Annotated in this window: 23 protein-coding genes and 1 pseudogene; 15 read left to right on the top strand and 9 right to left on the bottom strand. The window is 39.5% G+C overall.

Annotated elements, in window-relative coordinates:
- Window positions 1-367: 367 nt before the first annotated feature.
- The 8 genes from JOC77_RS14560 to dnaA all read right to left on the bottom strand — a co-directional run bounded on the left by JOC77_RS14560 (window position 368) and on the right by dnaA (window position 10,769).
- Entirely contained in the window at window positions 368-1,444 is a 1,077-nt protein-coding gene (locus tag JOC77_RS14560; RefSeq protein WP_204544406.1) for an HD-GYP domain-containing protein, read from the bottom strand.
- A gap of 134 nt (window positions 1,445-1,578) precedes the next feature.
- Complete coding sequence (gene gyrA, locus JOC77_RS14555; RefSeq protein WP_204544404.1) at window positions 1,579-4,164, bottom strand: DNA gyrase subunit A; 2,586 nt, start codon at window positions 4,162-4,164, stop codon at window positions 1,579-1,581.
- A gap of 113 nt (window positions 4,165-4,277) precedes the next feature.
- Entirely contained in the window at window positions 4,278-6,200 is a 1,923-nt protein-coding gene (gene gyrB, locus JOC77_RS14550; RefSeq protein ID WP_204544402.1) for a DNA topoisomerase (ATP-hydrolyzing) subunit B, read from the bottom strand.
- Between the two features lie 105 nt (window positions 6,201-6,305).
- Window positions 6,306-6,530, bottom strand: a complete 225-nt coding sequence (gene remB, locus JOC77_RS14545; RefSeq protein WP_204544401.1) for an extracellular matrix regulator RemB — start codon at window positions 6,528-6,530, stop codon at window positions 6,306-6,308.
- Window positions 6,531-6,539: 9 nt separating this feature from the next.
- Window positions 6,540-7,658: a DNA replication/repair protein RecF gene (recF, locus tag JOC77_RS14540; RefSeq protein WP_204544400.1), complete on the bottom strand. Its 1,119-nt coding sequence runs from the start codon at window positions 7,656-7,658 to the stop codon at window positions 6,540-6,542.
- A 14-nt stretch (window positions 7,659-7,672) separates the two neighbouring features.
- Window positions 7,673-7,885 (bottom strand): S4 domain-containing protein YaaA, encoded by a 213-nt coding sequence (yaaA, locus tag JOC77_RS14535; protein ID WP_204544399.1) that lies wholly within the window; start codon window positions 7,883-7,885, stop codon window positions 7,673-7,675.
- A 212-nt stretch (window positions 7,886-8,097) separates the two neighbouring features.
- On the bottom strand, window positions 8,098-9,234 hold the full coding sequence (gene dnaN / locus JOC77_RS14530) for a DNA polymerase III subunit beta (RefSeq protein ID WP_204544398.1): 1,137 nt from the start codon (window positions 9,232-9,234) through the stop codon (window positions 8,098-8,100).
- Between the two features lie 185 nt (window positions 9,235-9,419).
- Window positions 9,420-10,769 (bottom strand): chromosomal replication initiator protein DnaA, encoded by a 1,350-nt coding sequence (dnaA, locus tag JOC77_RS14525; protein ID WP_204544397.1) that lies wholly within the window; start codon window positions 10,767-10,769, stop codon window positions 9,420-9,422.
- A 669-nt stretch (window positions 10,770-11,438) separates the two neighbouring features.
- Between dnaA and rpmH the strand changes: the two genes are divergently transcribed.
- From rpmH to JOC77_RS14470, 11 genes are all read left to right on the top strand, one after another.
- On the top strand, window positions 11,439-11,573 hold the full coding sequence (rpmH, locus tag JOC77_RS14520; RefSeq protein WP_082883743.1) for a 50S ribosomal protein L34: 135 nt from the start codon (window positions 11,439-11,441) through the stop codon (window positions 11,571-11,573).
- Between the two features lie 165 nt (window positions 11,574-11,738).
- The gene (gene rnpA, locus JOC77_RS14515) at window positions 11,739-12,107 is read left to right on the top strand and encodes a ribonuclease P protein component (protein WP_204544395.1); all 369 of its coding nucleotides are present in this window, start codon (window positions 11,739-11,741) and stop codon (window positions 12,105-12,107) included.
- Between the two features lie 235 nt (window positions 12,108-12,342).
- Entirely contained in the window at window positions 12,343-13,119 is a 777-nt protein-coding gene (gene spoIIIJ, locus JOC77_RS14510) for a YidC family membrane integrase SpoIIIJ (protein WP_204544393.1), read from the top strand.
- On the top strand, window positions 13,116-13,739 hold the full coding sequence (gene jag, locus JOC77_RS14505; protein ID WP_204544391.1) for an RNA-binding cell elongation regulator Jag/EloR: 624 nt from the start codon (window positions 13,116-13,118) through the stop codon (window positions 13,737-13,739). Before spoIIIJ ends, jag begins: the two co-directional genes overlap by 4 nt.
- Window positions 13,740-14,016: 277 nt before the next feature.
- The gene (gene mnmE, locus JOC77_RS14500) at window positions 14,017-15,402 is read left to right on the top strand and encodes a tRNA uridine-5-carboxymethylaminomethyl(34) synthesis GTPase MnmE (RefSeq protein ID WP_204544389.1); all 1,386 of its coding nucleotides are present in this window, start codon (window positions 14,017-14,019) and stop codon (window positions 15,400-15,402) included.
- A gap of 440 nt (window positions 15,403-15,842) precedes the next feature.
- Window positions 15,843-17,729: a tRNA uridine-5-carboxymethylaminomethyl(34) synthesis enzyme MnmG gene (gene mnmG, locus JOC77_RS14495; RefSeq protein ID WP_204544387.1), complete on the top strand. Its 1,887-nt coding sequence runs from the start codon at window positions 15,843-15,845 to the stop codon at window positions 17,727-17,729.
- A 45-nt stretch (window positions 17,730-17,774) separates the two neighbouring features.
- Window positions 17,775-18,491 (top strand): 16S rRNA (guanine(527)-N(7))-methyltransferase RsmG, encoded by a 717-nt coding sequence (gene rsmG, locus JOC77_RS14490; RefSeq protein ID WP_204544385.1) that lies wholly within the window; start codon window positions 17,775-17,777, stop codon window positions 18,489-18,491.
- A 191-nt stretch (window positions 18,492-18,682) separates the two neighbouring features.
- Window positions 18,683-19,561: a nucleoid occlusion protein gene (gene noc / locus JOC77_RS14485; protein ID WP_204544383.1), complete on the top strand. Its 879-nt coding sequence runs from the start codon at window positions 18,683-18,685 to the stop codon at window positions 19,559-19,561.
- Window positions 19,562-19,879: 318 nt separating this feature from the next.
- Window positions 19,880-20,641, top strand: coding sequence for a ParA family protein (locus tag JOC77_RS14480; RefSeq protein WP_204544381.1), 762 nt, complete (start codon window positions 19,880-19,882; stop codon window positions 20,639-20,641).
- Window positions 20,634-21,494 (top strand): ParB/RepB/Spo0J family partition protein, encoded by an 861-nt coding sequence (locus JOC77_RS14475; RefSeq protein ID WP_204544379.1) that lies wholly within the window; start codon window positions 20,634-20,636, stop codon window positions 21,492-21,494. The genes JOC77_RS14480 and JOC77_RS14475 overlap by 8 nt, the downstream gene beginning before the upstream one ends.
- Before the next feature lie 119 nt (window positions 21,495-21,613).
- A complete protein-coding gene (locus JOC77_RS14470) occupies window positions 21,614-22,333 on the top strand; it encodes a DUF554 domain-containing protein (RefSeq protein ID WP_204544377.1) in 720 nt (239 codons plus the stop codon).
- A 74-nt stretch (window positions 22,334-22,407) separates the two neighbouring features.
- Here JOC77_RS14470 and yyaC read toward each other — a convergent pair whose 3' ends face one another.
- A complete protein-coding gene (yyaC, locus tag JOC77_RS14465; protein WP_204544376.1) occupies window positions 22,408-23,034 on the bottom strand; it encodes a spore protease YyaC in 627 nt (208 codons plus the stop codon).
- 335 nt (window positions 23,035-23,369) lie between these two features.
- Between yyaC and JOC77_RS14460 the strand changes: the two genes are divergently transcribed.
- The 4 genes and pseudogenes from JOC77_RS14460 (at window position 23,370) to ychF (ending at window position 25,986) form a co-directional block, all read left to right on the top strand.
- Window positions 23,370-24,257, top strand: coding sequence for a mechanosensitive ion channel family protein (locus tag JOC77_RS14460; RefSeq protein ID WP_204544375.1), 888 nt, complete (start codon window positions 23,370-23,372; stop codon window positions 24,255-24,257).
- Between the two features lie 17 nt (window positions 24,258-24,274).
- A complete protein-coding gene (locus JOC77_RS14455; RefSeq protein ID WP_204544374.1) occupies window positions 24,275-24,481 on the top strand; it encodes a DUF951 domain-containing protein in 207 nt (68 codons plus the stop codon).
- Between the two features lie 26 nt (window positions 24,482-24,507).
- A pseudogene (locus JOC77_RS21860) lies at window positions 24,508-24,639 on the top strand (acetyltransferase); the annotation flags it as partial.
- Between the two features lie 246 nt (window positions 24,640-24,885).
- A complete protein-coding gene (gene ychF, locus JOC77_RS14450) occupies window positions 24,886-25,986 on the top strand; it encodes a redox-regulated ATPase YchF (protein ID WP_204544373.1) in 1,101 nt (366 codons plus the stop codon).
- The last annotated feature ends 622 nt before the right edge of the window (window positions 25,987-26,608 follow it).

Genomic DNA, 26,608 nt, shown 5'->3' with positions numbered 1-26,608 from the left:
AGCGTTCGTCCTGAGCCAGGATCAAACTCTCCGAAGAATGTTTGATATAGCTCTTAAAAGTTTAAAACTTGTTTTTGTATTTTCTCGAAAGAAAATACGCTTGGCGTCTTGTTTCGTTCAGTTTTCAAAGAGCAAGTTGGTCGTGATGACGACCTAAATAATAATATCATATATTCATTAAAGTGTCAACAACTTTTTATAATAGCATATTCAGCTACTATCGCTGCTGCCGACTTTAATTATTATATACAGGTTTTAATTTTAAATCAAGTATCGGAATGTTATTCGTAAAATTCTATTATTCCATTGAAGGCTAAACAAAATAAAAGCTCTATCCTGGTTATAGGATAGAGCAGCTCCATAAGAATTATTTCAATACTTCTTCTATGTACCATTCCCGCTTTTGTTCTAGATTAACAATTTCAGCTGAATCTGCGAGTTGAACCAGCGGACGGGTCGGAGACTTTTGTTCAATAAATAAAACCCTTGCTATTGTACCATTTGAAAGTTTAACTTGATTTCCGCTTAGATAGGTTGAAATTCCATCAAGCAAGGTTTGCAGGACTGCCAGGTCGAATTTACCGAAATAATCTTGTTTAATCATCTCAAGCACTTTAAAAGGAGATTCTTTCTTTCTATATACTCTTTCAGAAGTCATGGCGTGAAATACATCTGCTACAGCGACTATTTTTGAAAATGGATGAAGCTTTTGTTCTTTGTTGCGGATGGGATATCCGCTGCCATCTAGTCTCTCATGATGCTGAGCGATAGCAAACTTTACTCCGTCTCTTAAGAAAGTATTATGCTGCACCATTTTCAAACCATAGGCTGGATGCTTCTTTATCTCTTCAAATTCTGAGGATGACAGGCTGGATTTTTTATCTATAATAGAGGCTGGGATTTTGGCCATTCCACAGTCACTTAAACACCCTGCAAGTGCAATCTGCATAATCTCCCCATCATCATAACGCAGAGCTTTTGCTATATAGCCGCAGATCAACCCTGTTGCGATGGCATGATGATATATGTAATCTTCCTTTGTAGAATAATGATGCAGGTAAAAAATTTCGAATTTCGTATTCAGCATTCTTTCGAGCAACGGAAGAAATATTTCTCTTACCTTGGCAACGTCTAAATTTGATCCAGCCTGCCAGTTTTTAAATAATAGCTTGTAATTTTGAACCGCTTTTAAATAATGCTGTGTGAAAGATGACTCTTCTTTATTATCCTCGTCTTCGTTCTCAATTCTTTCCTTAGGGTCAAAAAGTCTGCCATCAATCATCGTTTTTTCAACACTAGCTTCTTTAATTAAAAAGGCCTTTAATATTTCTAAATGGTTTGCCGTGATCACTGTTTTGTTTCTTATAATGGCCCGGCCGGTCCGGCCAGTTATTTCTTTTGCTAGTATGCATCCTGCTTGTATTTCATTGACCTTAACACGCAACGCTGTTCACCCCGAATACCAGCTTATCCGCCGAGTTTTTACCTTTATAGTAAAGGATAAGTTCTATAAACACTAGAATATATTTCCTTTTCATTAAAAAAAAGAGAACGGTTATCCCGCTCTCTCCCTTACTTTTATTCTGAATCTTCGTCTGAAACTTCTTCCGAAAGAGATTCATCATCCGCTGGTGCTGCTTCTGAACCCTCTTCATTAGTTGCTGAAGAGTCATCATTCGGCATCACTGTTTCAGAACCTTCTTCATTTTGATCATCTTCATCTCTTTCTTCTTCTCTTTCAACGATCGCAACTGTAGATACAAACTGTTCTTCTGTATTTTCCAGTCGTATCAGCTTAACGCCTTGTGTTATACGGCCTGTCTGAGAAATACTGTCTATGGACATTCTGATCAGAATGCCTCCGGCTGTAATAAGCATTAAATCTTCTTCGCCAGTGACTGGTTTAACCGCAATAACAGGACCATTACGATCGGTTACGTTGCAAGTTTTAATCCCTTTGCCGCCTCGGCTTTGAACTCTATATTCATGTTCAGCTGTTCGTTTTCCATAGCCATACTTCGTGACTGTAAGAACCATATTATCTTCTTCAAGCAATTCCATGCCAATTACTTCATCATCTTCATCAAGGTTGATCCCCTTTACCCCTGTTGCACCTCGGCCCATAGATCGAACATCTGTCTCTGGGAAGCGGATCAGCATTCCTTTGCTCGTGCCAATGATGATATGTTTTGTTCCATCTGTCAGTTTTACAGAAATTAGTTCATCATTTTCACGAAGTCCTAATGCGATAAGCCCATTATTTCTAATATGTGCAAAAGCAGATAATGGGGACCTTTTTGAAATACCATGCTTTGTAGTAAAGAATAAGAAAGATTCCTCTCCAAATTCCTGTACAGGAATGATGGCATTAATCCATTCACCTTTTTCAATCCCTAACAGATTAATGATTGGAAGGCCTTTTGCCGTACGGCCATATTCAGGAATTTCATATCCTTTGGCGCGGTAGACTTTTCCTTTATTAGTGAAAAATAGAATGGTGTCATGGGTTGATGTAGTAAGAAGATGTTCGACAAAGTCATTTTCATTGGTACCCATGCCCTGAATCCCTTTACCGCCCCGGCGCTGGCTGCGATAGGTGTTAATTGGAAGTCGTTTAATATATCCATTATGAGTTAAGGTAATAACGATATTCTCCTGCGGGATTAGATCTTCATCTTCAATATTTTCAAAACCTGCAGTCAGAATTTCAGTTCTTCTCACATCGTTGAAACGATCTTTGATTTCAAGAAGCTCTTCGCGGATAATTTCGAGTACTTTTTCCTCATCAGCAAGGATAGCTCTTAATTCCGCAATCAAGCGTACAAGCTCCTGATATTCTTCTTCAATTTTTTCCCGCTCCAAACCTGTTAAACGCTGCAGCCTCATATCAAGAATAGCCTGTGCCTGCTTTTCAGAAAGAGAAAAACGTTCCATAAGACCATTTTTTGCCGCTTCCGTGGTTTGGGAGCTTCGGATTAAGTTAATCACTTCATCCAGGTGGTCTAAGGCAATTCGGAGCCCTTCGAGAATATGTGCTCTCGCTTCAGCTTTTCTTAATTCAAATTCAGTTCTGCGTGTAATAACTACCTTTTGATGGTTTAGGTAGTGTACTAAACATTGCTTTAGATTCAGAACCTTCGGCTGTCCTTCTGCAAGGGCCAGCAGATTGATTCCGAAACTTGTTTGAAGGGCAGTCTGCTTATATAAATTATTCAGAAGCACATTTGCATTTGCATCTCTTCGGACCTCGATTACAACCCTCATACCATTACGGTCTGATTCATCTCTTAGGTCTGTAATCCCGTCTATCTTCTTATCACGTACAAGCTCGGCAATCTTTTCAATTAATTTCGCTTTATTCACCTGATATGGAAGTTCATGAACAAGAATAACTTCTTTCCCGTTTGCTTTTTGTTCAATTTCCACTTTTGCACGGAGAGTAATGGAGCCTCTTCCAGTTTCATAAGCCTTGCGAATGCCGCTTCTTCCGAGTATAAGTCCTGCCGTTGGGAAATCAGGTCCATGAACATATTCCATTAGTTCTTGAATGGTGATATCTGGATTATGGCTCACTGCCAATACTCCATCAATGACTTCACCTAATTGGTGCGGAGGAATGTTTGTAGCCATCCCTACGGCAATACCTGATGAACCGTTAACTAATAGGTTCGGAAAACGGGCTGGTAATACAACAGGTTCTTTTTCGGAACCGTCGTAGTTCTCTTTATAGTCAATTGTATCTTTATTAAGATCGCGGATTAATTCCATTGAAATCTTAGACATTCTTGCTTCTGTGTAACGCATGGCTGCTGCTGCATCGCCATCCACCGAACCGAAGTTTCCGTGGCCGTCAACAAGCATGTAGCGGTAGTTAAAATCCTGTGCCATACGGACCATGGTTTCGTAAACGGCAGAATCTCCGTGAGGATGATATTTCCCGATTACTTCCCCAACAATACGTGCTGATTTTTTGTAAGCTTTATCAGACGTCATTCCTAAATCATTCATCGCATATAAAATACGGCGGTGTACAGGCTTCAGGCCATCTCGCACATCAGGAAGCGCACGGGCCACAATTACGCTCATCGCGTAATCGAGGAAGGAAGTCCGCATTTCCTGGCTTATATTTATTTCTCTCACATTCGATCTTTCAGACTCAGACATGGAGCAAACCTCCTTTTAGGACGTATAATTTTCGGAAGCAATATGTAAAAGACAGGATAGAACAAATCTACCCTGCTTAAGATGATCCTAAGGATATCTTTCTGGATGCTGCCTTAGATATCTAAATTTTTCACATATAATGCATTTTCTTCTATAAAGTTACGGCGAGGCTCTACTTTATCGCCCATTAATATATCAAACGTTTCATCAGCTTCTATAGCATCTTCAAGATTAACCTGCAGCAAAGTCCGTGTCTCTGGATCCATCGTCGTTTCCCAAAGCTGCCCAGGGTTCATTTCACCCAAACCTTTATAGCGCTGAATTCCAGGCTTTGGAACGCTCGGCATTTCTGCCAGGATAGCATCAAGCTGCCTGTCGTTATAGGCATATTCTACTCTTTTGCCCTGCTGGATTTTATATAATGGAGGCTGGGCAATATAAATGTACCCGCTCTCTATGATATTTCTCATATATCGGTAGAAAAAGGTTAATAATAAAGTTCTGATATGCGCGCCATCCACATCGGCATCCGTCATAATGACAATTTTATGATAGCGTGCTTTTGATATATCAAAGTCTCCGCCAATCCCTGTTCCAAGAGCCGTTATAATAGCACGTACCTCGTTATTGGACAGGATCTTGTCAAGCCTTGCTTTCTCTACGTTAATAATTTTACCGCGCAGAGGCAGGATAGCCTGGAAGTGCCGGTCACGGCCCTGCTTGGCAGATCCGCCGGCAGAATCTCCCTCAACGATATAAATTTCGCTGATCGCTGGATCTTTTGAGGAACAGTCAGCTAATTTACCAGGCAAAGCAGAAATTTCCAATGCGCTTTTTCTTCTTGTTAATTCCCTTGCTTTTTTAGCAGCCATTCTTGCTCTTGCTGCCATTAAGCCTTTTTCCACAATTTTTCTGGCGACTGAAGGATTTTCAAGCATAAATGAATCCAGTCTCTCAGAAAGCACAGAATCCGTTACCGTTCTTGCTTCAGAGTTTCCAAGTTTCGTTTTTGTTTGCCCTTCAAATTGGGGATCCGGATGCTTGATGGAAATAATAGCCGTCAAGCCTTCACGTACATCTTCACCTGAAAGATTGGTATCAGCCTCTTTGATTAGTCCGTTTTTACGGGCATAATCATTTATAATTCTTGTTAATCCCGTCTTAAAGCCGGACTCGTGTGTCCCGCCTTCATACGTGTGAATATTATTTGCAAAAGAATATATATTGCTTGAATAGCTGTCATTATACTGAAGGGCTACCTCGATGGAAATGCCGTCTCTTTCACCTTCCATGAAAATAGGTTCTTCATGCAGAACTTCCTTCGTTCTATTCAAGTGCTCTACATAGGCTTTTATTCCGCCCTCATAATAATATTCATTTTTACGGTTTTCAGCTCTTTTATCCATTAGCGTAATACGGATTCCGCGGTTTAAGAAAGCAAGTTCCCTTAACCGTGTAGCAAGAGTCTCATATTCATATTCCAGTGTCTCAGTAAAAATCTGAGGATCTGGAGTGAAATGGATCGTGGTACCTGTATGATCCGTTTCACCAATGACCTTTAAATCTTCGCCAATAGCACCTCTTTGGAATTTCTGATAATAGATATTGCCATCTCGGTGAACGAATACTTCAAGCTCAGTGGATAGAGCATTTACAACAGATGCACCTACACCATGAAGACCGCCGGATACCTTATATCCGCCGCCGCCGAATTTACCTCCGGCATGCAGTACAGTCATGATAACTTCGACAGCAGGCCGCCCCATTTTTTCATGGATTCCGACTGGTATACCGCGTCCGTTATCTTTAACCGTGATACTGTTGTCTTCTTCAATAATGATATTTATTTCATCACAATAGCCCGCAAGAGCTTCATCGATACTATTATCTACTATCTCCCAGACAAGATGGTGAAGACCCTTTGCCGCAGTGGAGCCAATATACATCCCCGGGCGTTTACGTACTGCTTCCAGTCCTTCTAAGACCTGTATCTGGTTTTCGTCATAGGATTGTTCTTGTATTTCTTCATGTTCCATAGCCAACCCGATCACCTACACTTTTCTATGGCTAAATTTCTTTAGTCTATATTTTAATACGGAGCTACCCGTTTATTTTTATGGGGACAATATGAATGAATGATATTAAGATCTTTTTTTCAAAATGGAAGATGATAAAGGTGATAAATAAATGTTAGATTCCGTTACAACTATTGATTTAACCTCACCTTTTGCAAGATAAACTGCTGTGTTTTTTCTTTTTTCCATAAATTCCATAAAAATATCGGAATTCTTAAAGACCTGTCTGTCTAGAATAACAATTATATCATTTGTTTTAACTAAAATGTCTTCGCCTATATGAAGATACATTAAATCACCTCATTCAACCCGGTCCAAATTCCCCTGTTTAACGTAATATGCAGAGGCTTCTTTAAGGGTTTGATGGTCAATCCCTTCGACACTGGTTGTCGTAACAAATGTTTGGACTTTGCCCTGAATGGTATTTAGAAGATGGGACTGGCGATAGTCATCCAGTTCAGACAATACATCATCTAACAATAAAATGGGATATTCCCCAATTTCGGAGTGGATCAGCTCAATTTCTGCCAATTTTAAAGACAGGGCTGTTGTTCTTTGCTGCCCTTGAGATCCAAAGGTTTGTACATCCCTGCCATTTACGTGAAAAACTAAATCATCACGATGCGGTCCGATCAGGGTGACTCCTCTTTCTTTTTCTCTATGATTTATTTTATCAAATTTTTCTTCGAATTCACTCTTCATTTTCGACAATTCCATAGATTCTGATACATTCACTGAACTTATATATTCAATTTTCAAGGTTTCCAGGCCGCGCGATATGCCTGAATGGATCGGTTCTGCCCATTCCTGCAGCAGCGAAAGGTAATGAAACCTTTTCCCGACTATTTTTACGGCATACTCGATGAGCTGTTCTGTCAACACATCGAGCATGGCCGTATCGGACGTTTTCTTGATTTGTAGGAGTTTTAAATAATGATTACGTTGCTGAAGAATCTTTTGGTACTGACTCATATCATGGAGGTATACAGGAGAAACCTGGCCAATCTCCATATCAATAAAACGCCTTCTGACCTGCGGGCTGCCCTTGACTAAGTGCAGATCTTCAGGGGCAAACATGACGACGTTCATATTGCCGACATACTGGCTAAGTTTTTGTTGTTCTATATGGTTTGCCCGGGCTTTCTTTCCTTTTTTGGAAATAATGAGCTCCAACGGAATGGAAGAGTTTCTTTTTTTTACCCTTCCGTCTATTTTAGCATATTCTTCGTCCCAGCGAATGAGATCTTTATCATTAGAGGTGCGGTGTGATTTAGCCATTGCAAGTACAAATATAGACTCCATCACATTTGTTTTGCCCTGTGCATTTTCACCTAAAATGAGATTAACCTTGTTTTCAAAGGAGACATCCAGATCAGCATAGTTCCGATAATTGGTTAGATGTAATTTTTCAATATGCATAAATGGTTTTTAGATTACCTCTTTATCAAGTATTTCCCTTGCCCCGGTATATCTACCTGGTCACCGTCTCTTAGCTTTCTGCCTCTTCTTGTATCGGGCTCATTGTTGATGAATACTTCATGTTCGCTTAGAAACCACTTGGCCATACCGCCGCTTTGGATTATATCTGCCAGCTTTAAAAATTGGCCAAGGGTAATATATTCTGTATCGATCGAAATTTGTTTCATCGTTCCTCACTCTTTCTTAGCAAGATTTTAATCGCCGGAGTAATTTTCATGACTGCACTTACTTATATTAAGAGTTAGATATCCAATATTTAATTTTACTAAATTTTTCTCATTAATACAAAAAGGACTTATCCTTTTCGTATTTTATTATAGGAAAAACCTTGCCAGGTAAAGGTGACAAGGTTTTTGTATATAAAATCCTTTAGTGCAGCTTAGTAGGTTCTTACCGGTAAAATCAGCTGAGTAATAGTTTCATCATTGAGCGAATGAATGACAAAGGGTCTCATCGCTCCAGTGAATTTAACTCTTATTTCTGTGCCTTCCAGCGTTTTTAATGCATCCATCATATATTTTGCGCTAAACGAAATTTTTAATTCCTCACCGTCAATAGTTTCTGTTTGAACTTCCTCAATTACTTTCCCTATTTCAGGAGTATTCGATGAAATCTCCAAGAAGCCTCCATCCATCGTAGAAAGTTTCACCACATTATTTCTTCCTTCCCTTGCAAGAAGTGATGCGCGGTCAATAGCCTGCAGAAAATCTTTTGTATGGACTACAACATCTGTTTTGCTTTCAGTCGGAATTAATCGGGATGTATCAGGATAGTTTCCTTCAAGCAATCTGGAAAAGAATAATAGATGTTTGGCTTTAAACAAAACTTGGTTCTCAGTAATGACTATATCAATTAAATCGGTTGTATCATCCAGGATTTTGCTTAACTCATTTAAGCTTTTTCCAGGAATTACTACACTGTATGAACTCTGCTCTTCTCCTTCTATAGGAGCACTTCTCATTGCAAGCCGGTGGCTGTCTGTTGCAATACAGATGATTTGGCCATTTTCTATCTTCCAGTTTACACCTGTCAAGATAGGTCGTGTTTCTGAGGTGGACACAGCGAATACCGTTTGTCTAATAAGTGTTTTTAGCAAATCCGCAGGCAGCTTCAGAGTTTTTTCTTCTTCAATCTGCGGCAGATGAGGATATTCATCTGCATCAAGTCCATTTAGGTTAAATTCTGCTTTTCCTGAGCGGATAATTGTTTGGAATGAGTTTGTAACTTGCATTTCCACGGTTCCAAGTGGAAGTTTTTTAACGATTTCACTGAAGAAACGAGCTTGCAGCACAATGCTTCCAGTCTCTTTGATCTCTACGATTTCATCTCCGCCTTCTTCTGCAGGAATAAAGGATTCGATAGAAATATCTGAGTCACTGCCTGTAAAAGTGACCCCTTCTTCTGTGGCTGTAATTTTTATCCCTGTAAGAATAGGGATTGTTGTTCTGGAAGTAACAGCTTTCATAACATCCTGGACACTTTGGATTAAACGGTCACGCTGAATGATAAATCTCATTTTTAATAGCCTCCAAATGAATACGTTTATAATTATTTTTAATATAAAAAATTAGTAGTAATAGTAATAGGGCCTGTAGATATGTGGATAAGTGGAAAATCTATAAGGAAAAACAGTCTATCCACATGTGGACAGACTGTGTGTAACTTATGTCGAGTTATTAACATTATTCAGATAGAATCGATTTACATTTTTAACCGGTCGTTTATTTCTTGCAGCTGTCTTTGGAATTGTATATCGCTTTGAATCATTTTTGAGATCTTCTCATGAGCATGAATCACAGTTGTATGATCCCGCCCTCCAAATTCTTCACCTATTTTTGGCAAAGAGAAATCTGTGAGTTCCCTGGAAAGATACATAGCAATTTGTCTTGGAAATGCGACGGACTTGGTCCTTTTTTTAGCTTTGAAATCCTCTAGCTTTACTTGGAAATGTTCGCCCACAGCCTTTTGGATATCTATTATGGTAATCATTTTCGGCTTCGAGCTTGGAATAATATCCTTTAATGCTTCAGCTGCGAGATCTGCATTGATATCTTTATTGATAAGCGAGGAATAAGCAACGACTCTAATTAAAGCTCCTTCCAGCTCTCTAATGTTCGTATCAATCTGGTTTGCAATATAAAGCATCACTTCATTCGGGATATCAAGACCCTCTGCTTTTGCTTTTTTCCGCAAAATTGCAATACGTGTCTCTAGATCAGGAGGTGTAATGTCCGTAATCAATCCCCATTCAAAGCGTGATCTAAGCCTGTCCTCTAAAGTTGGAATTTCCTTAGGAGGTCTATCACTGGATATAATAATTTGCTTGCTTTCTTCATGAAGGGTGTTAAATGTATGGAAAAACTCTTCCTGGGTTTGTTCTTTTCCAGCAAGAAATTGAATATCATCAATTAGCAGTACATCCACACTTCGATATTTATTGCGGAAATCGACAGCTTTATTGTCACGTATTGAATTAATAAACTCATTCGTAAATTTTTCAGAAGATAAGTAAAGCACTTTAGCTGCTGGATTGTGCTCAAGCACATAATGTCCGATCGCATGCATTAAATGGGTTTTTCCAAGTCCTACTCCCCCATATATAAATAAAGGATTGTAGGCTTTAGCAGGTGCTTCAGCCACCGCCAGAGATGCAGCATGAGCAAAGCGGTTTCCTGAACCAATTACGAATGTATCAAACGTATATTTGGGATTCAGCATATTAAGCGGAAACTCAATGGTCTCAGCGTCAGCCTTCTTTATTTTTTTTGCTGGCTGAGGAATATCGTAGTCCTCTTCTCCCTGATTCTGGGGGATCATAAACTTAACTTCGAGCTCTTCCCCTGTAAGTTCGAGCAATACTCCAGAGATTAGATGAGAATATCTTTCTTCAAGCCAATCACGTGCAAAATCATTTGGTGCTACCACGGTAAGTGTATCTCCCTGCAAATTGTGAGCCTTGGTAGACTTAAGCCAGGTCTCAAAACTGGGCTTGCTGATTTTTGTTTCAATCTTACCGAGCGCTTTATTCCATAAAGCAGCAATATTCTCCAAAAATTATCCCTCCTAACGAGGATCTGCATTTTTTATTAGATTGAGATCGAAGTAGAATAGTATGAAAAATATATAAAAAATTTTCCAATAACAATAAACCGCCAATACTGTATAACTATTGTACAACTGAAATATCTGATTACAGCATGGGGTTTTATGTTTATGCAATTCTATGAATGTGGAAAAACATATAATAAGGAAAGAGTAAGACTATTCGACAATATCCACCTCTTGTGGACAAATAAATACACAATCCCTGAATAAACTATCCACAAGTTATACACACTCTGTGGATAAACTTTTTTGTGGATAAAGTTATCCAGAGTGAAAACACAAATATAATATCAAATAAAAGGGAAGGATGCAATGGGTTTTTAAGTTTATCCACAATCCCCCATCGTTGTGTAAAAAGTTTTTCCACAGGCGCCTAAGTTGTGAAAAACTTGTCGATATCAGCTGTGGATAGGTAGAAAATTGTCGAAAGTTTATCCACATTGCTTTTTTGATAGAGGGTGTATAATATCAGTGGTAGATGATTTGCAGAGGATCTTATAAAGAGATAAAACTCTAGCTAATCTTTTTTTTATTGAAAGGTTGACAAAATTCCATGGTCATCACTATAATTAGAAAGACTGACTGTAACTGTTATTCCTCAGGGAGGTGTCATATATGAAAAGAACTTACCAACCAAATAAACGTAAACACAGCAAAGTTCACGGTTTCCGCGCTCGCATGAGCTCAAAAAACGGACGTAAAGTTTTAGCTGCTCGTCGTCGTAAAGGCAGAAAAGTATTATCTGCATAGGCCACTGAAATGATCAGTGGTCTTTTTTTCTAATATAGATAGTTTTTAAGGAAATGAAGCAATTCTAAAAAAGATTATCTTAAGCAGCTGCCAGGAAAATTGGATGGCAGCCTGTGATCCAGGCGGATGGTAATCTGGTTAATTTAGTTCAATGAAGGTGTAAAGATGAAAAAAAAGTTAAGAATTAAAAAAAACGAAGAGTTTCAAACGGTCTTTCAAAAAGGAGAATCCGTTGCGAACCGGCAATTTGTCATATACATTCTTGAAAAAAGCGACCAGGATTACTTTCGCATCGGTTTGTCGATTAGTAAGAAGATAGGGAATGCAGTAGTCCGTAATCAGATCAAGCGATATATCAGGCAGGCTTTTCTTGAACTCATTCAAGATATTACTCCAGGCAGGGATTATGTAATCATTGCCCGGAAGCCTGCTGCTGATCTGGACTTTTTCGAGGTGAAAAGCAGTTTGATCCACGCATTGAGACGAGGCAGATCCATAAATCCTAAAGTGAAAAACGAACGTCTTAATAAGTAGTAAGATGCGTATCAAACAAGCTGCAGCCGGGGCTTGATGAACCGGCTAAATTTTAGAAGCATTGCCCATAAAAAGATGGTACAATACAGATTGATACATATGGGATGGAACCATTAGCGTTAATTTAAGAATTTTATTATATTAAAGAAGTTACATTTGGCAGTTTTTTTGGCTTCTGCCTTGATATAGATTAAGCCTTAAAACGGATTGATAAGCAGTTAGGAGGAAAAGTCGGTTGAAAAAAAGAATCATACTGGCTATAGGTTTGATTTCAATGATGCTGCTATTGGCAGGCTGTACGGAAGTTAACAAACCTATAACAGCAGAAAGTTCTGGTTTCTGGAACGAATACATTGTTTACCCTTTATCATTATTCATTATAAAAGTAGCGGAGGGCGTAGGAGGCAGTTATGGTATTTCCATTATTATCGTAACGTTGATCCTTCGATTAGCTATTCTCCCGCTGATGATTAAACAGATCAGAAGCTCAAAAGCTATGCAGGCATTGCAGCCGGAAATGCAGGAGCTTAGAAAAAAATACAGTTCAAAAGATGCTGCAACACAGCAAAAGCTTCAGCAGGAAACGATGGCCATTTTCCAGAAGCACGGAGTCAACCCTCTGGCTGGATGCTTCCCGTTAATCGTCCAAATGCCGATACTCATAGGTTTTTACCATGCAATAAGCCGGACTAGAGAAATAGCTAATCATAATTTCCTCTGGTTTGATCTTGGCGAACATGATCCATATTATATTCTGCCGATCGTAGCAGGTATCACGACATTTATTCAGCAAAAAATGTCAATGGCAGGCACTGCCCAGCAGAACCCGCAAATGGCTATGATGCTTTGGATCATGCCTATCATGATTGTTGTTTTTGCGATTAACTTCCCTGCCGCACTTTCTTTATACTGGGTAGTAGGAAACTTGTTTATGATTGTCCAAACGTATTTCATTAAAGGACCCGAATTAAGAAAAACACCAGCTAAAACAACGGGAGGAGCCAAAAAGTGAAACAAGTAACTGCTACCGGACATACGGTCGATGCAGCAGTAGAGTCAGCTTTAGCTCAATTAAGTACAACCCGGGACCGTGTCCAAATTGAAATCATTGAACAAGGTAAAAAAGGATTTCTTGGAATTTTTGGAAATAAGGATGCATTAGTGAAAGTAACCCTGCCTCCTGATCCAATTGAAGAAACCGAACAATATATCAGAAATGTAAGCAGAGAAATAGGTGTCGAAGTCGACATTGAAGTAAAACGGTCTGGAAAAAATGTTACGTATCTTTTATCCGGCGATAAAATCGCTCTTTTAATCGGCAAGCGCGGGCAGACTCTTAATTCGATGCAATATCTTGCCCAGCTTGTTGCCAACAGCTGCTCGAGGCAGTATCTTACCGTCATTCTGGATGCGGAAGAGTACCGGACCCGCAGAAATGAAACGTTAATGAATCTTGCGAAAAAAATGGCTGATAAGGCTGTTAGATCTGGAAGAGAAGTAGCGCTTGAACCTATGCCTTCTTACGAACGAAAGATCATACATTCAGCGTTGATAAATTTTAAAAATATTAAAACTTATTCTAATGGGGCTGAGCCTTATAGGCATATAGTTATAGCTCCTTTAAAAAAATAAAACAAAACAAGCTGATCCTGGAATGTGCCAGGGTCAGCTTTTTTGTGTTCCTTTCTGGCAGAGTGCAGATCTTCTAAAAGGAGGAAAATTTAATTTTCAATAAAAAAAAGCCAAAAAATAATTTGCTGATTTGCTATTATTGTTATTCACATGTGGATAAGTTAAAATAGAAGGACTTATATAGTTTTTTGGATTGTGGATAACAAATTTGAAACTAGGCAGTTTTTTTTATAATATAGTATATTGTTCTAAAATTTTTCATAAGAGAGATGAAGACATGGAATTTGATACAATAACAGCGATTTCGACTCCAATGGGTGAAGGGGCAATTGCCATTGTTCGGCTAAGCGGTGACGAGGCGCTGGCTATTGCTGATAGAGTGTATAGAGGACCTGGCGGCAAACTGTTGTCTGAAGTCAATTCTCATACAATCCATTACGGGAATTTAATAGACCCTAAAACTCAAAAGGTTGTAGAGGAAGTAATGGTAACTGTTATGAGAGGCCCAAAGACCTTTACGAGAGAAGACGTTGTAGAAATTAACTGCCACGGCGGATTGGTTTCTGTTAACCGAGTTTTACAGCTCGTGCTTGCAAATGGGGCAAGGCTTGCGGAACCAGGGGAGTTTACAAAAAGAGCTTTCCTGAATGGCCGGATTGATTTGTCACAAGCTGAAGCAGTAATGGATCTTATTCGAGCTAAAACAGATCGGGCAATGAACGTTGCACTTGGACAGATGGAAGGCAGACTATCCAAGTTGATCAGAGAATTAAGACAAGAGATTTTGGAAACCCTCGCACATGTTGAGGTAAACATAGATTATCCTGAGTATGATGATGTGGAAGAAATGACACATGGAATTTTTATGCAACGGGCTGCACATGTGAAAAGTGAATTAGAACGTCTGTTACGGACTTCGGAACAAGGGAAAATACTGCGGGAGGGGCTCTCGACAGTAATTATTGGACGTCCAAATGTCGGTAAATCTTCGCTCCTCAACAGCCTGGTACATGAAAATAAGGCGATTGTTACCGATATTCCCGGTACAACCCGCGATGTAATAGAAGAGTATGTAAATGTCAGAGGTGTTCCTCTAAGGCTACTCGATACAGCCGGAATCAGAGAAACGGAAGATATTGTAGAAAGAATTGGAGTTGAACGGTCAAGGGCCGTCTTGAAAGATGCCGATTTAATTCTATTAGTATTAAATAATTCGGATGAACTTACAGTTGAAGATGAACAATTATTTCAAATCACGGAAGGCATGGATGTTATCGTTATTATTAACAAAATGGACTTGCCATCGAAAATAGATATAGATAAAGTAAAAGACCTGGCTAAAAACCGCTCAATCGTCACAACTTCTCTATTAGAAGATCAGGGAGTTGACGAGCTGGAAGAAGCCATTTCCTCCTTATTCTTTGCAGGTTCTTTAGAGGCCGGTGATATGACATACGTATCAAACTCACGCCATATCGCCTTAATCAGCCAGGCATTAACTGCCATCACAGATGCAATGGAAGCAATCGAAGCAGGCACACCTATAGACTTAGTACAGATAGACTTTACAAGAACCTGGGAACTACTAGGGGAAATCATAGGCGACAGCGTACATGAAAGCCTCATCGACCAACTATTCTCCCAATTCTGCCTGGGGAAATAAGAAAAGCGGAAAGCGGTCCGAAGCAGAGCGGAGGAGCCACCTGACAAGCATAAGACGAGCGGGCTATGAGAAGTGAATTTTCTTCTCATGGACCGATTGGCTTATGACTCGAAGGTGGCAGCTTGGAGCTAGACAGCAAGAAAAGCGCAGAACGGTGCCTTCCAAACGGAATTTTTAATATGAACTATGATGAACCAATAATCATCAAGGAACAACGATAATAAAAGCGGCAGCAACGCCGCCTTTTCCTTTTGAAAGTAAGGTCCTTTTAAGGAAAAGATTCAGGAGCAAAGTGAAAGCTGTATAAATTCCGAAAGCTGAGAAGTAATTGACACATTACGAACATTTTCGGAACTGTGTTTAGGAACAGCTGCTTATATTCAGACATTAAAGCTTATGAGAAGCTTTTTATTTAATAGCGTTCAGAAGGAGGTAAGGTAATGCCTTACGATGCAGGTACGTACGATGTTATAGTAGTTGGAGCCGGCCATGCTGGCGTGGAAGCGGGTCTTTCGGCTGCACGTATTGGAGCGAAAACTCTAATGCTTACTATAAATCTAGATATGGTTGCCTTTATGCCATGTAATCCATCTGTTGGTGGACCAGCTAAGGGTATAGTAGTGAGAGAGATAGATGCTCTTGGTGGAGAAATGGGTAAAAATATCGATAAAACCCATATCCAAATGAGAATGCTGAACACAGGTAAAGGTCCTGCTGTTAGAGCATTAAGAGCACAGGCTGATAAGTTTCTGTATCAGCAGGAAATGAAAAAAACAATTGAAAATGAAGAAAATCTAGATCTTGTTCAAGGTCTGGTTGAACGTTTAATAATTGAAGATGGAATGTGTAAGGGAGTTATTACACAAACTGGAGCTGCTTACTATTCAAAAACGGTCGTAATTACTACAGGTACATTCCTCCGCGGAGAAATTATACTAGGAGAATTAAAATACTCCAGCGGACCGAATAACCAGCAGCCTTCCATCAAGCTTTCGGAACACTTGGAAGAGCTTGGCTTCGACTTAGTCCGCTTCAAAACAGGAACGCCCCCAAGAGTGCACAGTGAAACGATTGATTACAGCAAGACGGAAATACAGCCTGGCGATGATGTTCCGCGGGCATTTTCCTATGAGACAACCAAATTTATCACAGACCAGCTTCCATGTTGGCTTACTTATACAAGTGAAATCACGCACCAAATCATTGATGATAACTTGCATCGTTCTCCGATGTATTCCGGGATGATAAAAGGAACAGGTCCTAGGTATTGCCCTTCGATTGAAGATAAGGTTGTTCGTTTCCATGATAAGCCGCGCCATCAGATTTTCCTTGAGCCGGAAGGCAGAAATACACACGAGGTGTATGTGCAGGGTTTATCTACAAGTCTTCCTGAGGATGTACAAAAACAGGTACTTGCTTCCATTCCCGGTTTGGAAAATGTTCAGATGATGCGTGCAGGTTATGCGATTGAATATGATTCAGTTGTGCCTACACAATTATGGCCGACATTAGAGACGAAAAAGGTTCCGAATTTGTATACAGCGGGACAAATCAATGGTACTTCTGGTTATGAAGAGGCTGCCGGACAAGGTCTGATGGCAGGAATTAATGCCGGTCTTAAAGCACTGAATAAAGAAGAATTAATTTTAAGCAGATCGGATGCTTATATTGGCGTGTTGATCGATGACCTGGTTACGAAGGGTACGAATGAGCCATACCGCCTGCTTACATCAAGAGCCGAATACCGACTGCTGCTAAGACACGATAATGCAGACCTTCGATTAACAGAAAAAGGTTACGAAATAGGCATGATCAAAGAAGAAAGATATTCTAAGTTTCTTGAGAAAAAGGCTGCAATCGAAAGTGAATTAGAAAGATTGAAATCTATCTTCATAAAGCCGACAGCTGAAGTCCAAGAACTTATTGTCAGCAAAGGTGGAAGCGAGCTGAAGGATGGCATCAGGGCTTCCGATCTGTTAAAGCGACCAGAGATGGGTTACGAACATATTCAGCAGCTGGTCCCGGCAGATTTCGAAATAGCTTCCGATGTATCTGAGCAAGTAGAAATACAGATAAAGTATGAAGGCTATATAGAAAAATCCTTGCAGCAAGTTGAAAAACTTAAAAAGATGGAAAATAAAAAAATTCCGGAAAACATTGATTATGATGCAATCTCTGGACTTGCGACCGAAGCAAGGCAAAAGCTGAAAGAAGTACGCCCGCTTTCAGTTGCCCAGGCTTCCCGTATTTCTGGAGTAAATCCTGCCGATACATCTATTCTTCTGGTATATTTAGAACAAGGGAAAATTGCACGCATTAGCCAATAAACCGCATCTTCCACTGAGAAAAGCGGGAATAAAGAGGTTGCTAACATGAATACAGAACAATTTCAAATCATGCTGTCCGAGAAAGGTATCAGCCTTTCCGGGCAGCAGCTTGATCAATTTGAGACTTATTTTCATTTACTGGTTGAATGGAACAATAAGATGAATTTGACAGCTATCACAGATAAGGAAGAAGTATATCTGAAGCATTTCTATGATTCTGTTTCAGCTGCCTTTTACTTTGATTTTAATAAACCATTCAAGATCTGTGATGTTGGAGCGGGTGCAGGATTCCCCAGCATTCCTCTTAAAATCTGTTTTCCAGAGCTTCATGTATCCATTGTTGATTCATTAAATAAAAGGATTTCTTTTCTAAATCACTTAGCAGTTTCTTTAAAGCTTCAGAATGTCTCCTTTTATCATGACAGAGCTGAAACCTTCGGCCAGAATCCTGTCCATCGTGAAAAATATGATGTTGTAACAGCGCGCGCTGTTGCCAGAATGTCAGTATTAAGCGAATTATGCATGCCTCTTGTTAAAGTAGGAGGATTCTTTGTGGCCATGAAAGGTGCAAATGGACAGGATGAGACAGAAACTGGCGAAAAGGCTGTGAAAGTTTTAGGCGGAAAAGTGGATAGTATGCATCCATTTTCACTCCCTATTGAGGAGAGCGAGAGAAATATTATTATTGTCAGCAAATTGAAGCCGACTCCAAAAAAATATCCAAGAAAGCCTGGAACGCCAAATAAGCTGCCTATAGAATAATTCACTCTGAATGCTGCATTGCTTTGTATTCATTTAACAGACCTTAACTGACATGACTACCGAGTTATGACAGTTAAGGTTTAACTGGGAGCTCTAATCTGTTTTAATAATTTGCCGATAATAAAAGCAGGAACCTGTCGTTTAAAAGAAGAATATGTAGTGTGGGAGTTTCTTAAAGGTGGTGTATGGAAATGAAGCATCCTTTTTCACGTTTTTTTGGATTAGGGGAAAAAGCGGAACAAGCCGAACAAGCGGAACAACAAGAGCTGCATGAAGAAGCCGAAAAGACAGCTCGAGAGGAAATACAAAACATTCCTATTTCTGATATAATTCCGAACCGTTACCAGCCTAGAACTATTTTTGACGATAGCAAAATTTCTGAGCTGGCACAGACAATCCGTACGCATGGAATTATACAGCCGATTGTCGTTCGCAAATATCAGGAAGACAAGTATGAAATAATAGCTGGTGAACGCCGATATAGAGCAATGCTTAAACTTGAATGGGAGAATGTTCCAGTAATAGTCAAGGATTTTAATGATAAAGAAACGGCCTCTGTTGCCTTAATTGAGAATTTGCAAAGAGAAGAACTGTCTCCTATTGAGGAGGCTTTAGCATATGCGAGATTGCTGGAACTGCATGAATTAACACAGGAAGCGCTGGCTCAAAGGCTAGGGATAGGACAATCGACGGTTGCAAATAAGCTGAGATTGTTAAAGCTTCCCCAGGCAGTCCAAGATGCGGTCTTAAGTAAACAAATAACAGAGCGCCATGCCCGTTCTCTAATTCCTTTAAAAGATCCGGCAAAGCAGGTTGAACTGCTAGCGGAAATCATTGAGAAAAATCTAAATGTTAAACAGACCGAAGAAAGAATTATTAAAATTCTTACTCCGCCAGAATCCAAGCCTAAACCAAAGAGAAAAGCTTTTAGCAAAGATATGAGGATTGCTGTCAATACCATCAGACAATCTCTGTCAATGGTAACGGACAATGGGATAAATTTAGATTCTTCAGAAGAAGAGTTTGAAGAATACTATCAATTTACCATTAAGATTCCTAAGAAGAAGTAACAGGCTATTATAATCATCTTAATTCATATAATCTTGTAAAGTAAATCTACTGATCCATCATGTGGGCTGGCTTAAAAGTCAGTCCTTTTTTTAATGGGTCCGAAAACAGCACTAAGCTGGATCCGCATCAACACCCTTGCTATTTCAACTCTTGAGAACGCTTTTACGAGCTCATAATCTTTAAAAAATGAATAAAAGTGTTTAAGAGAAATCAATTTAATAATTGCATATTCATGATAAAATAGATAAGTGAGAAAAAAATTAGTATTTTTAAACATATAAATAGTAAGAGAGTAAGAGGTAAAGGCAGGTGACACCATGGGAAAAATTATCGCCATCGCCAATCAAAAAGGCGGAGTAGGAAAAACGACTACTTCAGTAAATCTTGGAGCTTGTTTGGCATACATAGGTAAAAAAGTATTATTAGTTGATATAGATCCTCAGGGGAATGCAACAAGCGGGATCGGAATTGAAAAAGCAGATGTGGATCAATGTATCTATGATGTATTAGTAGATGATGTTGATGTTAATGATGTTATAAAAGGGACCAAGGTGGAAAACTTATATACGATTCCTGCAACCATTCAGCTTGCAGGGGCTGAAATCGAGCTTGTTCCTACTATTTCGAGAGAAGTCCGGTTAAAAAGAGCGCTAGAACAGGTAAAGAGCAGATTTGATTATATCATTATTGATTGCCCGCCTTCACTTGGACTTTTAACCATTAATAGTTTAACAGCTTCAGATGCTGTTCTGATACCGGTTCAATGTGAATATTATGCACTCGAAGGCTTAAGTCAGCTGCTTAATACAGTAAGATTGGTCCAAAAGCATCTTAACCAGGATTTAAAAATAGAAGGCGTACTGCTAACGATGCTCGATGCGCGTACAAATCTGGGTATACAGGTAATAGAAGAAGTTAAAAAGTACTTTCAGGACAAGGTATACAAAACCATCATTCCTAGAAACATCAGGTTAAGTGAAGCACCAAGCCACGGGGAACCTATTATTATTTATGATCCGAAATCCAGGGGAGCTGAAGTATATTTAGACTTGGCAAAGGAAGTGGTGTCACATGGCTAAAGGGCTGGGAAAAGGGATTAATGCTTTATTTCAAAACCTTGAGGCAGGCAAGGAAGATACCGTCCAGGAAGTAAAAATTAAGGATTTAAGGCCGAATCCTTATCAGCCAAGAAAAGTATTTCAAACGGAAGCCATTCAAGAGCTTAAACAATCTATTCAACAGCATGGAATTCTTCAGCCGCTGATTGTAAGAAAAAGTATAAAAGGGTATGAAATTGTTGCTGGTGAAAGACGATTCAGGGCCGCTAAAGAAGCAGGGCTGCAAATCGTCCCTGTAGTAGTCCGGGAATTAAATGAACAGCAAATGATGGAGCTTGCTCTCTTAGAAAATTTGCAGCGTGAGGACCTGAATCCGCTGGAAGAGGGAGCTGCTTACCAGGCGTTGATGGAGAAACTCAGTCTTACCCAGGAAGAGCTGGCTAAACGGCTGGGAAAAAGCAGACCATATATCGCAAATCATATTCGTTTACTTTCCCTTCCTTCCGAAATCCAGGATTTAATTTCTGAAGGAAAGATCTCGATGGGACATGGCCGTGCACTGTTAAGCTTAAAAAAGAAAACTCAATTGCCGCATGTAGTGGAAAGAGTAACAAAAGAGGGACTCAATGTCCGCCAGCTGGAAGCATTAATAAACAATTTAAATCAAAATGTTCCACGTGAAACACAAAAGCCAAAACCGCAGAAAAAAGATTTGTTCCTTCAGGAGCGGGAAAATTCACTTCGTGAGAGATTTGGCACTACGGTTACGATTAAACAGTCAAAGAAAAAAGGGAAAATTGAAATTGAATTTTTTTCAAGTGATGATTTGGAGCGAATATTAGAATTACTAGATCACTCAAATCTTTCATCTTGAGGTTTAATTACAGTAAATTCCTCACGATAATGTACCGTTAAGGGTGTGATTCAGAGTTAAGCCTGGGTCTGCCCTTTATTTTATATGATTCAACTAAAAACTTGTAAAAGGTGATTGTAATGGTATTAATGGGAACCCTGGTGAATGCAGCCTGTATAATTGTTGGAACCTTGCTCGGAAAAATATTTCATAGGATTCCTGAAAAAATAAAAGAAACGGTCATGTTTGGCATTGGTTTAGCTGTCATTGTATTGGGACTTCAAATGGGCTTTAAAAGCAAAGAGTTTCTAATTGTTATATTGAGCCTGGTGTTTGGAGGAGTACTTGGAGAATGGTGGGATCTAGACGCGAAGCTAAATGGTGTGGGAGATTGGCTGGAAGGTAAAATCGGAGGGAAAACAGCCGGAGAACAATCCATCTCTCAAGGCTTTGTTACGGCAACACTGATTTTTTTAATCGGTGCAATGGCGATTATTGGTGCATTGGACAGCGGGATTCGCGGGGATCACGATGTCCTTTATACAAAGGCGGTTATAGATGGTTTTACTGCCCTGGTGCTTGCTACAACACTGGGAATTGGAGTCGTTTTTTCTGCTATTCCAGTCCTTCTGTATCAAGGGCTGATTGCCATTTTTGCCAATCAAATCAATGAAGTGGTTCCTAAAGAATTGATGGATAGTTTTATCATGGAAATGACATCTGCAGGCGGTATTATGATCTTCGCTATTGGACTTAACTTAATCGGGTTAACGAAGATCAGGGTAGCCAATCTGCTTCCAGGAATCTTGATTACAGCTGTTCTAGTTACCATCCTGTATTTTATCCCTATAACAATTTAATACTTATGATTAAACACCTTGCCGTACAAGACGAGGTGTTTTCATTATAAAAAAAACAGGATCAATTCCACCAATTAAGGGGTCTGCTCCTGCTCAAAAGTCCAATTCAAATGCGGCATGCTGGGGGTTTTTCTTTGGGACATAAGGCTTGCCTTAAATATTCCATCTGCAATAGCTTTTGCCATTTTTAACACAAGGCTCAGCCGAGTATTTTGGAGGACAAAAAACTCCATAAAACCACTTACATTCACTATACCTGTAATATGCATATTTCCTACTTCGGGCAGTTCTTTATTAACTCCCGCTCCGGGTTTGATCGGACCTGAACCTATCTGGATGAAGCCGACACTTTTTAGTCTTCCAAGGCAGGCATCAATTCCAATAATAAAAGGATTTACATGTTTTAATTTAATTTCCCTTAGCTTTTCCTCCAGGTTTACTGCATGTATAGGATCTTCTAAGGTACCGTAAATATGAAAGTTAGGAGTGGACTTTTCTTCAAGCAAAGTACCTACGAGTGGTCCGAGTGAATCTCCGGTAGAACGATCTGTACCAATGCATACAACAACGATCGGCTGATTTTGTTCAAAGGAAATATAAGAAAGCAGCTCTTGTGAGATTTGTTTTGATACATCAAACTCTTCATAAAGTATGCGAACCATCCGATTAGGATTTTCAAAAAAATTTGGTTTGAAGCTCATAATCCCACTCCTCAGTAAAAGTATTATCAGTATACGGAAAATTAAGGGAATCTATACGTGGCGATTTGGAGAAACTACAAAATTAGTATCATTTTCAAGTACGGTCTTCATAAATCGTTCTTCCTATATACCCAAAGTCTATTTATACAAAAACTCCTAGTTTTTGATAAACTATAATTGGCTGGCTTTATATAACACAAAGACCTATTATTTAGGAAGAAACATTTCCTATATAGCTGTTAAAAGAAAGACCCATTAATTAAAATAAAGGGAAAAACCTCTCGTTAGAATTACGTAACTGCCTTTAGATTCAAAAGAAAGCGGTGATAACATCAATGAATTACACTGAAAAGATATACAACCGATTTATTGCACTTATGACTAAAGAAGAAATGTGGATTGCACTTGGCCTTGGTGCGCTTAAAATAGTTGGGATTTTGGTAGTTTCCGGACTAATTATCCGTTATGGAAGAACAGCCGTTCATAAGTTTTTCTTTGTACGCGCTCATGGACCCCTAAGAATATCAGAGCGAAGAGAAGCTACTTTGTTAAAGTTATTAGATAATGTCATTAGATATATGGTGTTTTTTGTAGCTGTAATGGCCATTCTTCAGGTATTCTCAATCGATGTAAAGGCTCTTTTAGCCGGAGCGGGAATTGTGGGCCTAGCGGTAGGTTTTGGCGCACAAAGCTTAGTAAAAGACATCATAACTGGGTTCTTTATCATTTTAGAAGATCAGTTTTCAGTCGGAGATTATATTAGAATTGGACAGTTCGAGGGAACTGTGGAAGAAATAGGCCTCAGGACGACGAAAATCAAAAACTTTACAGGTGAACTGCTGATTGTTCCTAATGGGAATATCACTGAAGTGACCAATTTTTCCATTCACAACAGTGTTGCGGTTGTTGATATAGGGATCAGTTATGATGAAGACATTGAAAGAGCAGAGAAATATATTCAGGAGCTTCTTGTAACAATGAAGGATCGATATGAGGACTTAGTGGAGGAGCCTAAGCTTCTAGGCATTCAAAATGTGAAACAAAACGAAATTGTTTTGCGGGTAGTAGCAGAAACAACTCCAATGAATCACTGGTTTATTGCCCGGGCCATAAGAAAAGAAATAAAAGTGCTCCTGGATGAACAGGGTATTAAAATTCCTTATCCACGCATGGTTATGTACAATCAAGCAGAGGAAAAGGTAAATAAAAAAATGAATGAGTAAGGTGAGGAGGATCGAGCATGGAAGAAAAACAGTTTGGACTTAATGATGTAGTTGAAATGAAGAAGTCCCATCCATGCGGTGCAAATGCCTGGAAAGTGATCCGTATGGGAATGGATATCCGTATAAAATGTGAAGGGTGCGGACACAGCGTACTTATTCCAAGAAAAGAATTTTCCCGTAAAATAAAGAAGATTCTGGTGAAGCATGAAGCTGAAGCGGAATAATTTAACTCAAAAGGGGTAATTCACACGGCGGAGGGGCTATCATCAATCCTGATATCAATAATGCCGTAATTGCCTCTGATGCAGTTGTGGCAAAGGATGTACCTGACAATACTGTTGTTGGCGGAAATCCTGCCCGAGTTATTAAACATATTGATTAATCATGGCTTTCCTGCTCCTGGAAGGCTTTTTTATTTCTGAATAAGGACTATACAGCCTGCGGATAGGTTCCCACCTTCAGGAACTCGATTCCCAATCTAATCCCCACTTGCAAGTGTCCGCGTCATTTTTATAGCACTTGTCTTTTTTTTCGTGAATCTCTATAATTGGAAAAGGTTTAAGTAATTAAAACGATTATTTTTGAAATTAAATATAGATGTATAATCCTAAAGGGAGTGAATATAAAGATGGCTTTAACAGCTGGAATCGTTGGATTGCCGAACGTTGGTAAATCTACTTTGTTTAATGCAATTACACAGGCAGGAATTGAATCTGCCAACTATCCATTTTGTACAATTGAACCGAACGTAGGAATTGTCGAAGTGCCGGATCATCGGCTGCAAAAGCTGACTGATCTTGTTCAGCCTAAGAAAACAGTACCAACTACTTTTGAATTCACGGATATAGCCGGTATTGTTAAAGGAGCAAGCAAAGGAGAAGGACTAGGCAATAAATTCTTATCTCACATTCGTGAAGTGGATGCAATATGCCATGTAGTCCGCTGCTTTGAAGATGAAAACATTACACATGTATCAGGTAAGGTTGACCCAATAGACGATATTGAAACCATTAATCTGGAGCTTATTTTAGCAGATCTAGAGTCGGTTGATAAGCGTATAGACCGAGTTGGGAAAATGGCTAAACAAAAAGATAAAGAAGCCATGGGCGAACATGAGGTATTAGTCCTGCTGAAAGAGGCACTAGAGGCAGAAAAACCAGCACGTACAGTGGAGTTCACGGACGAGCAGGAGAAATATGCAAAACGTATGCATCTATTAACAGCCAAGCCTGTTCTTTATGTGGCAAATGTAAGCGAAGATGATGTATCAGATCCGTCCGGGAACGAATATGTTCAGCGTGTTAAAGAATTTGCTGCTGAGGACAATGCTGAAGTTATCGTCGTTTGTGCAAGAATAGAAGAAGAAATCTCTGAGCTTGAAGGAGAAGAAAAGCAGGAGTTTCTTTCAGAACTTGGAATTGAAGAATCCGGGCTGGATCAATTAATTCGAGCAGCATACAGCTTAATTGGACTTGCAACCTACTTCACTGCTGGAGTTCAGGAAGTACGTGCTTGGACCTTCCGCAAAGGCATGAAAGCTCCTCAATGTGCAGGAGTCATTCACACGGACTTCGAAAGAGGCTTCATCCGTGCAGAGACCGTTTCCTACGAAGACCTGCTTGCAGGAGGATCAATGGCTGCAGCAAAAGAAGCAGGAAAAGTAAGGCTTGAAGGAAAAGACTATGTCGTACAAGACGGAGACGTCATCCACTTTAGATTTAATGTATAAAAGCGCAAAGCGGTCCGGAGCGTTAGCGCAGGAGAGTCCTGAAAAGCATAAGACGAGCAGGCCGTGAGAAGCTCTTTTCTTCTCATGGACTGATTGGCTTATGACTCGAAGGTCTCAGCTTGGAGCTGGATAACAATAAAAGAGGAGAACGGTGCTTTTCAACAGATACTATGTAAGAAGAACAATGACTATGTAAGCGGAGCATTGACTATTCAAATATAATAATGTTGATTCACAAAAGGGCCTTAGGGGTCCTTTTGTGATATTATGTAACTACAAAAATAAAAATTATCACCAAAGAGTATTTAGAAAATCCTCAATTGTTATAGATTTATTATTCAGGGGGGCGGGAAACACGTTTGCTTGTTAAAATCCTCATAAAAAGTTTAAATCCCCGTAAACTCTTAGAAACCCACATAAATTTGTATTTACCCCTCGTAAACTTCGGTTTTGCCCCATAAAATTGCAAACACCCCTCGTAAATGTCTGAGAGTGGGCTTAGTGCCCTTAATATAGATTGTGAAGTTAGGATAAAACCGCTTTATTAAAACTAAAGAGCCGTGAATCTGCCACTTTTTACTCCAGAATCAGTTTTAAATTTCCATTCTATTTATTTTGTCGG

The organism is Peribacillus deserti, from assembly GCF_016909175.1.
Lineage (GTDB): Bacteria > Bacillota > Bacilli > Bacillales > DSM-1321 > Paraperibacillus > Paraperibacillus deserti.
This window is presented reverse-complemented; position numbering and strand designations above follow the sequence as displayed.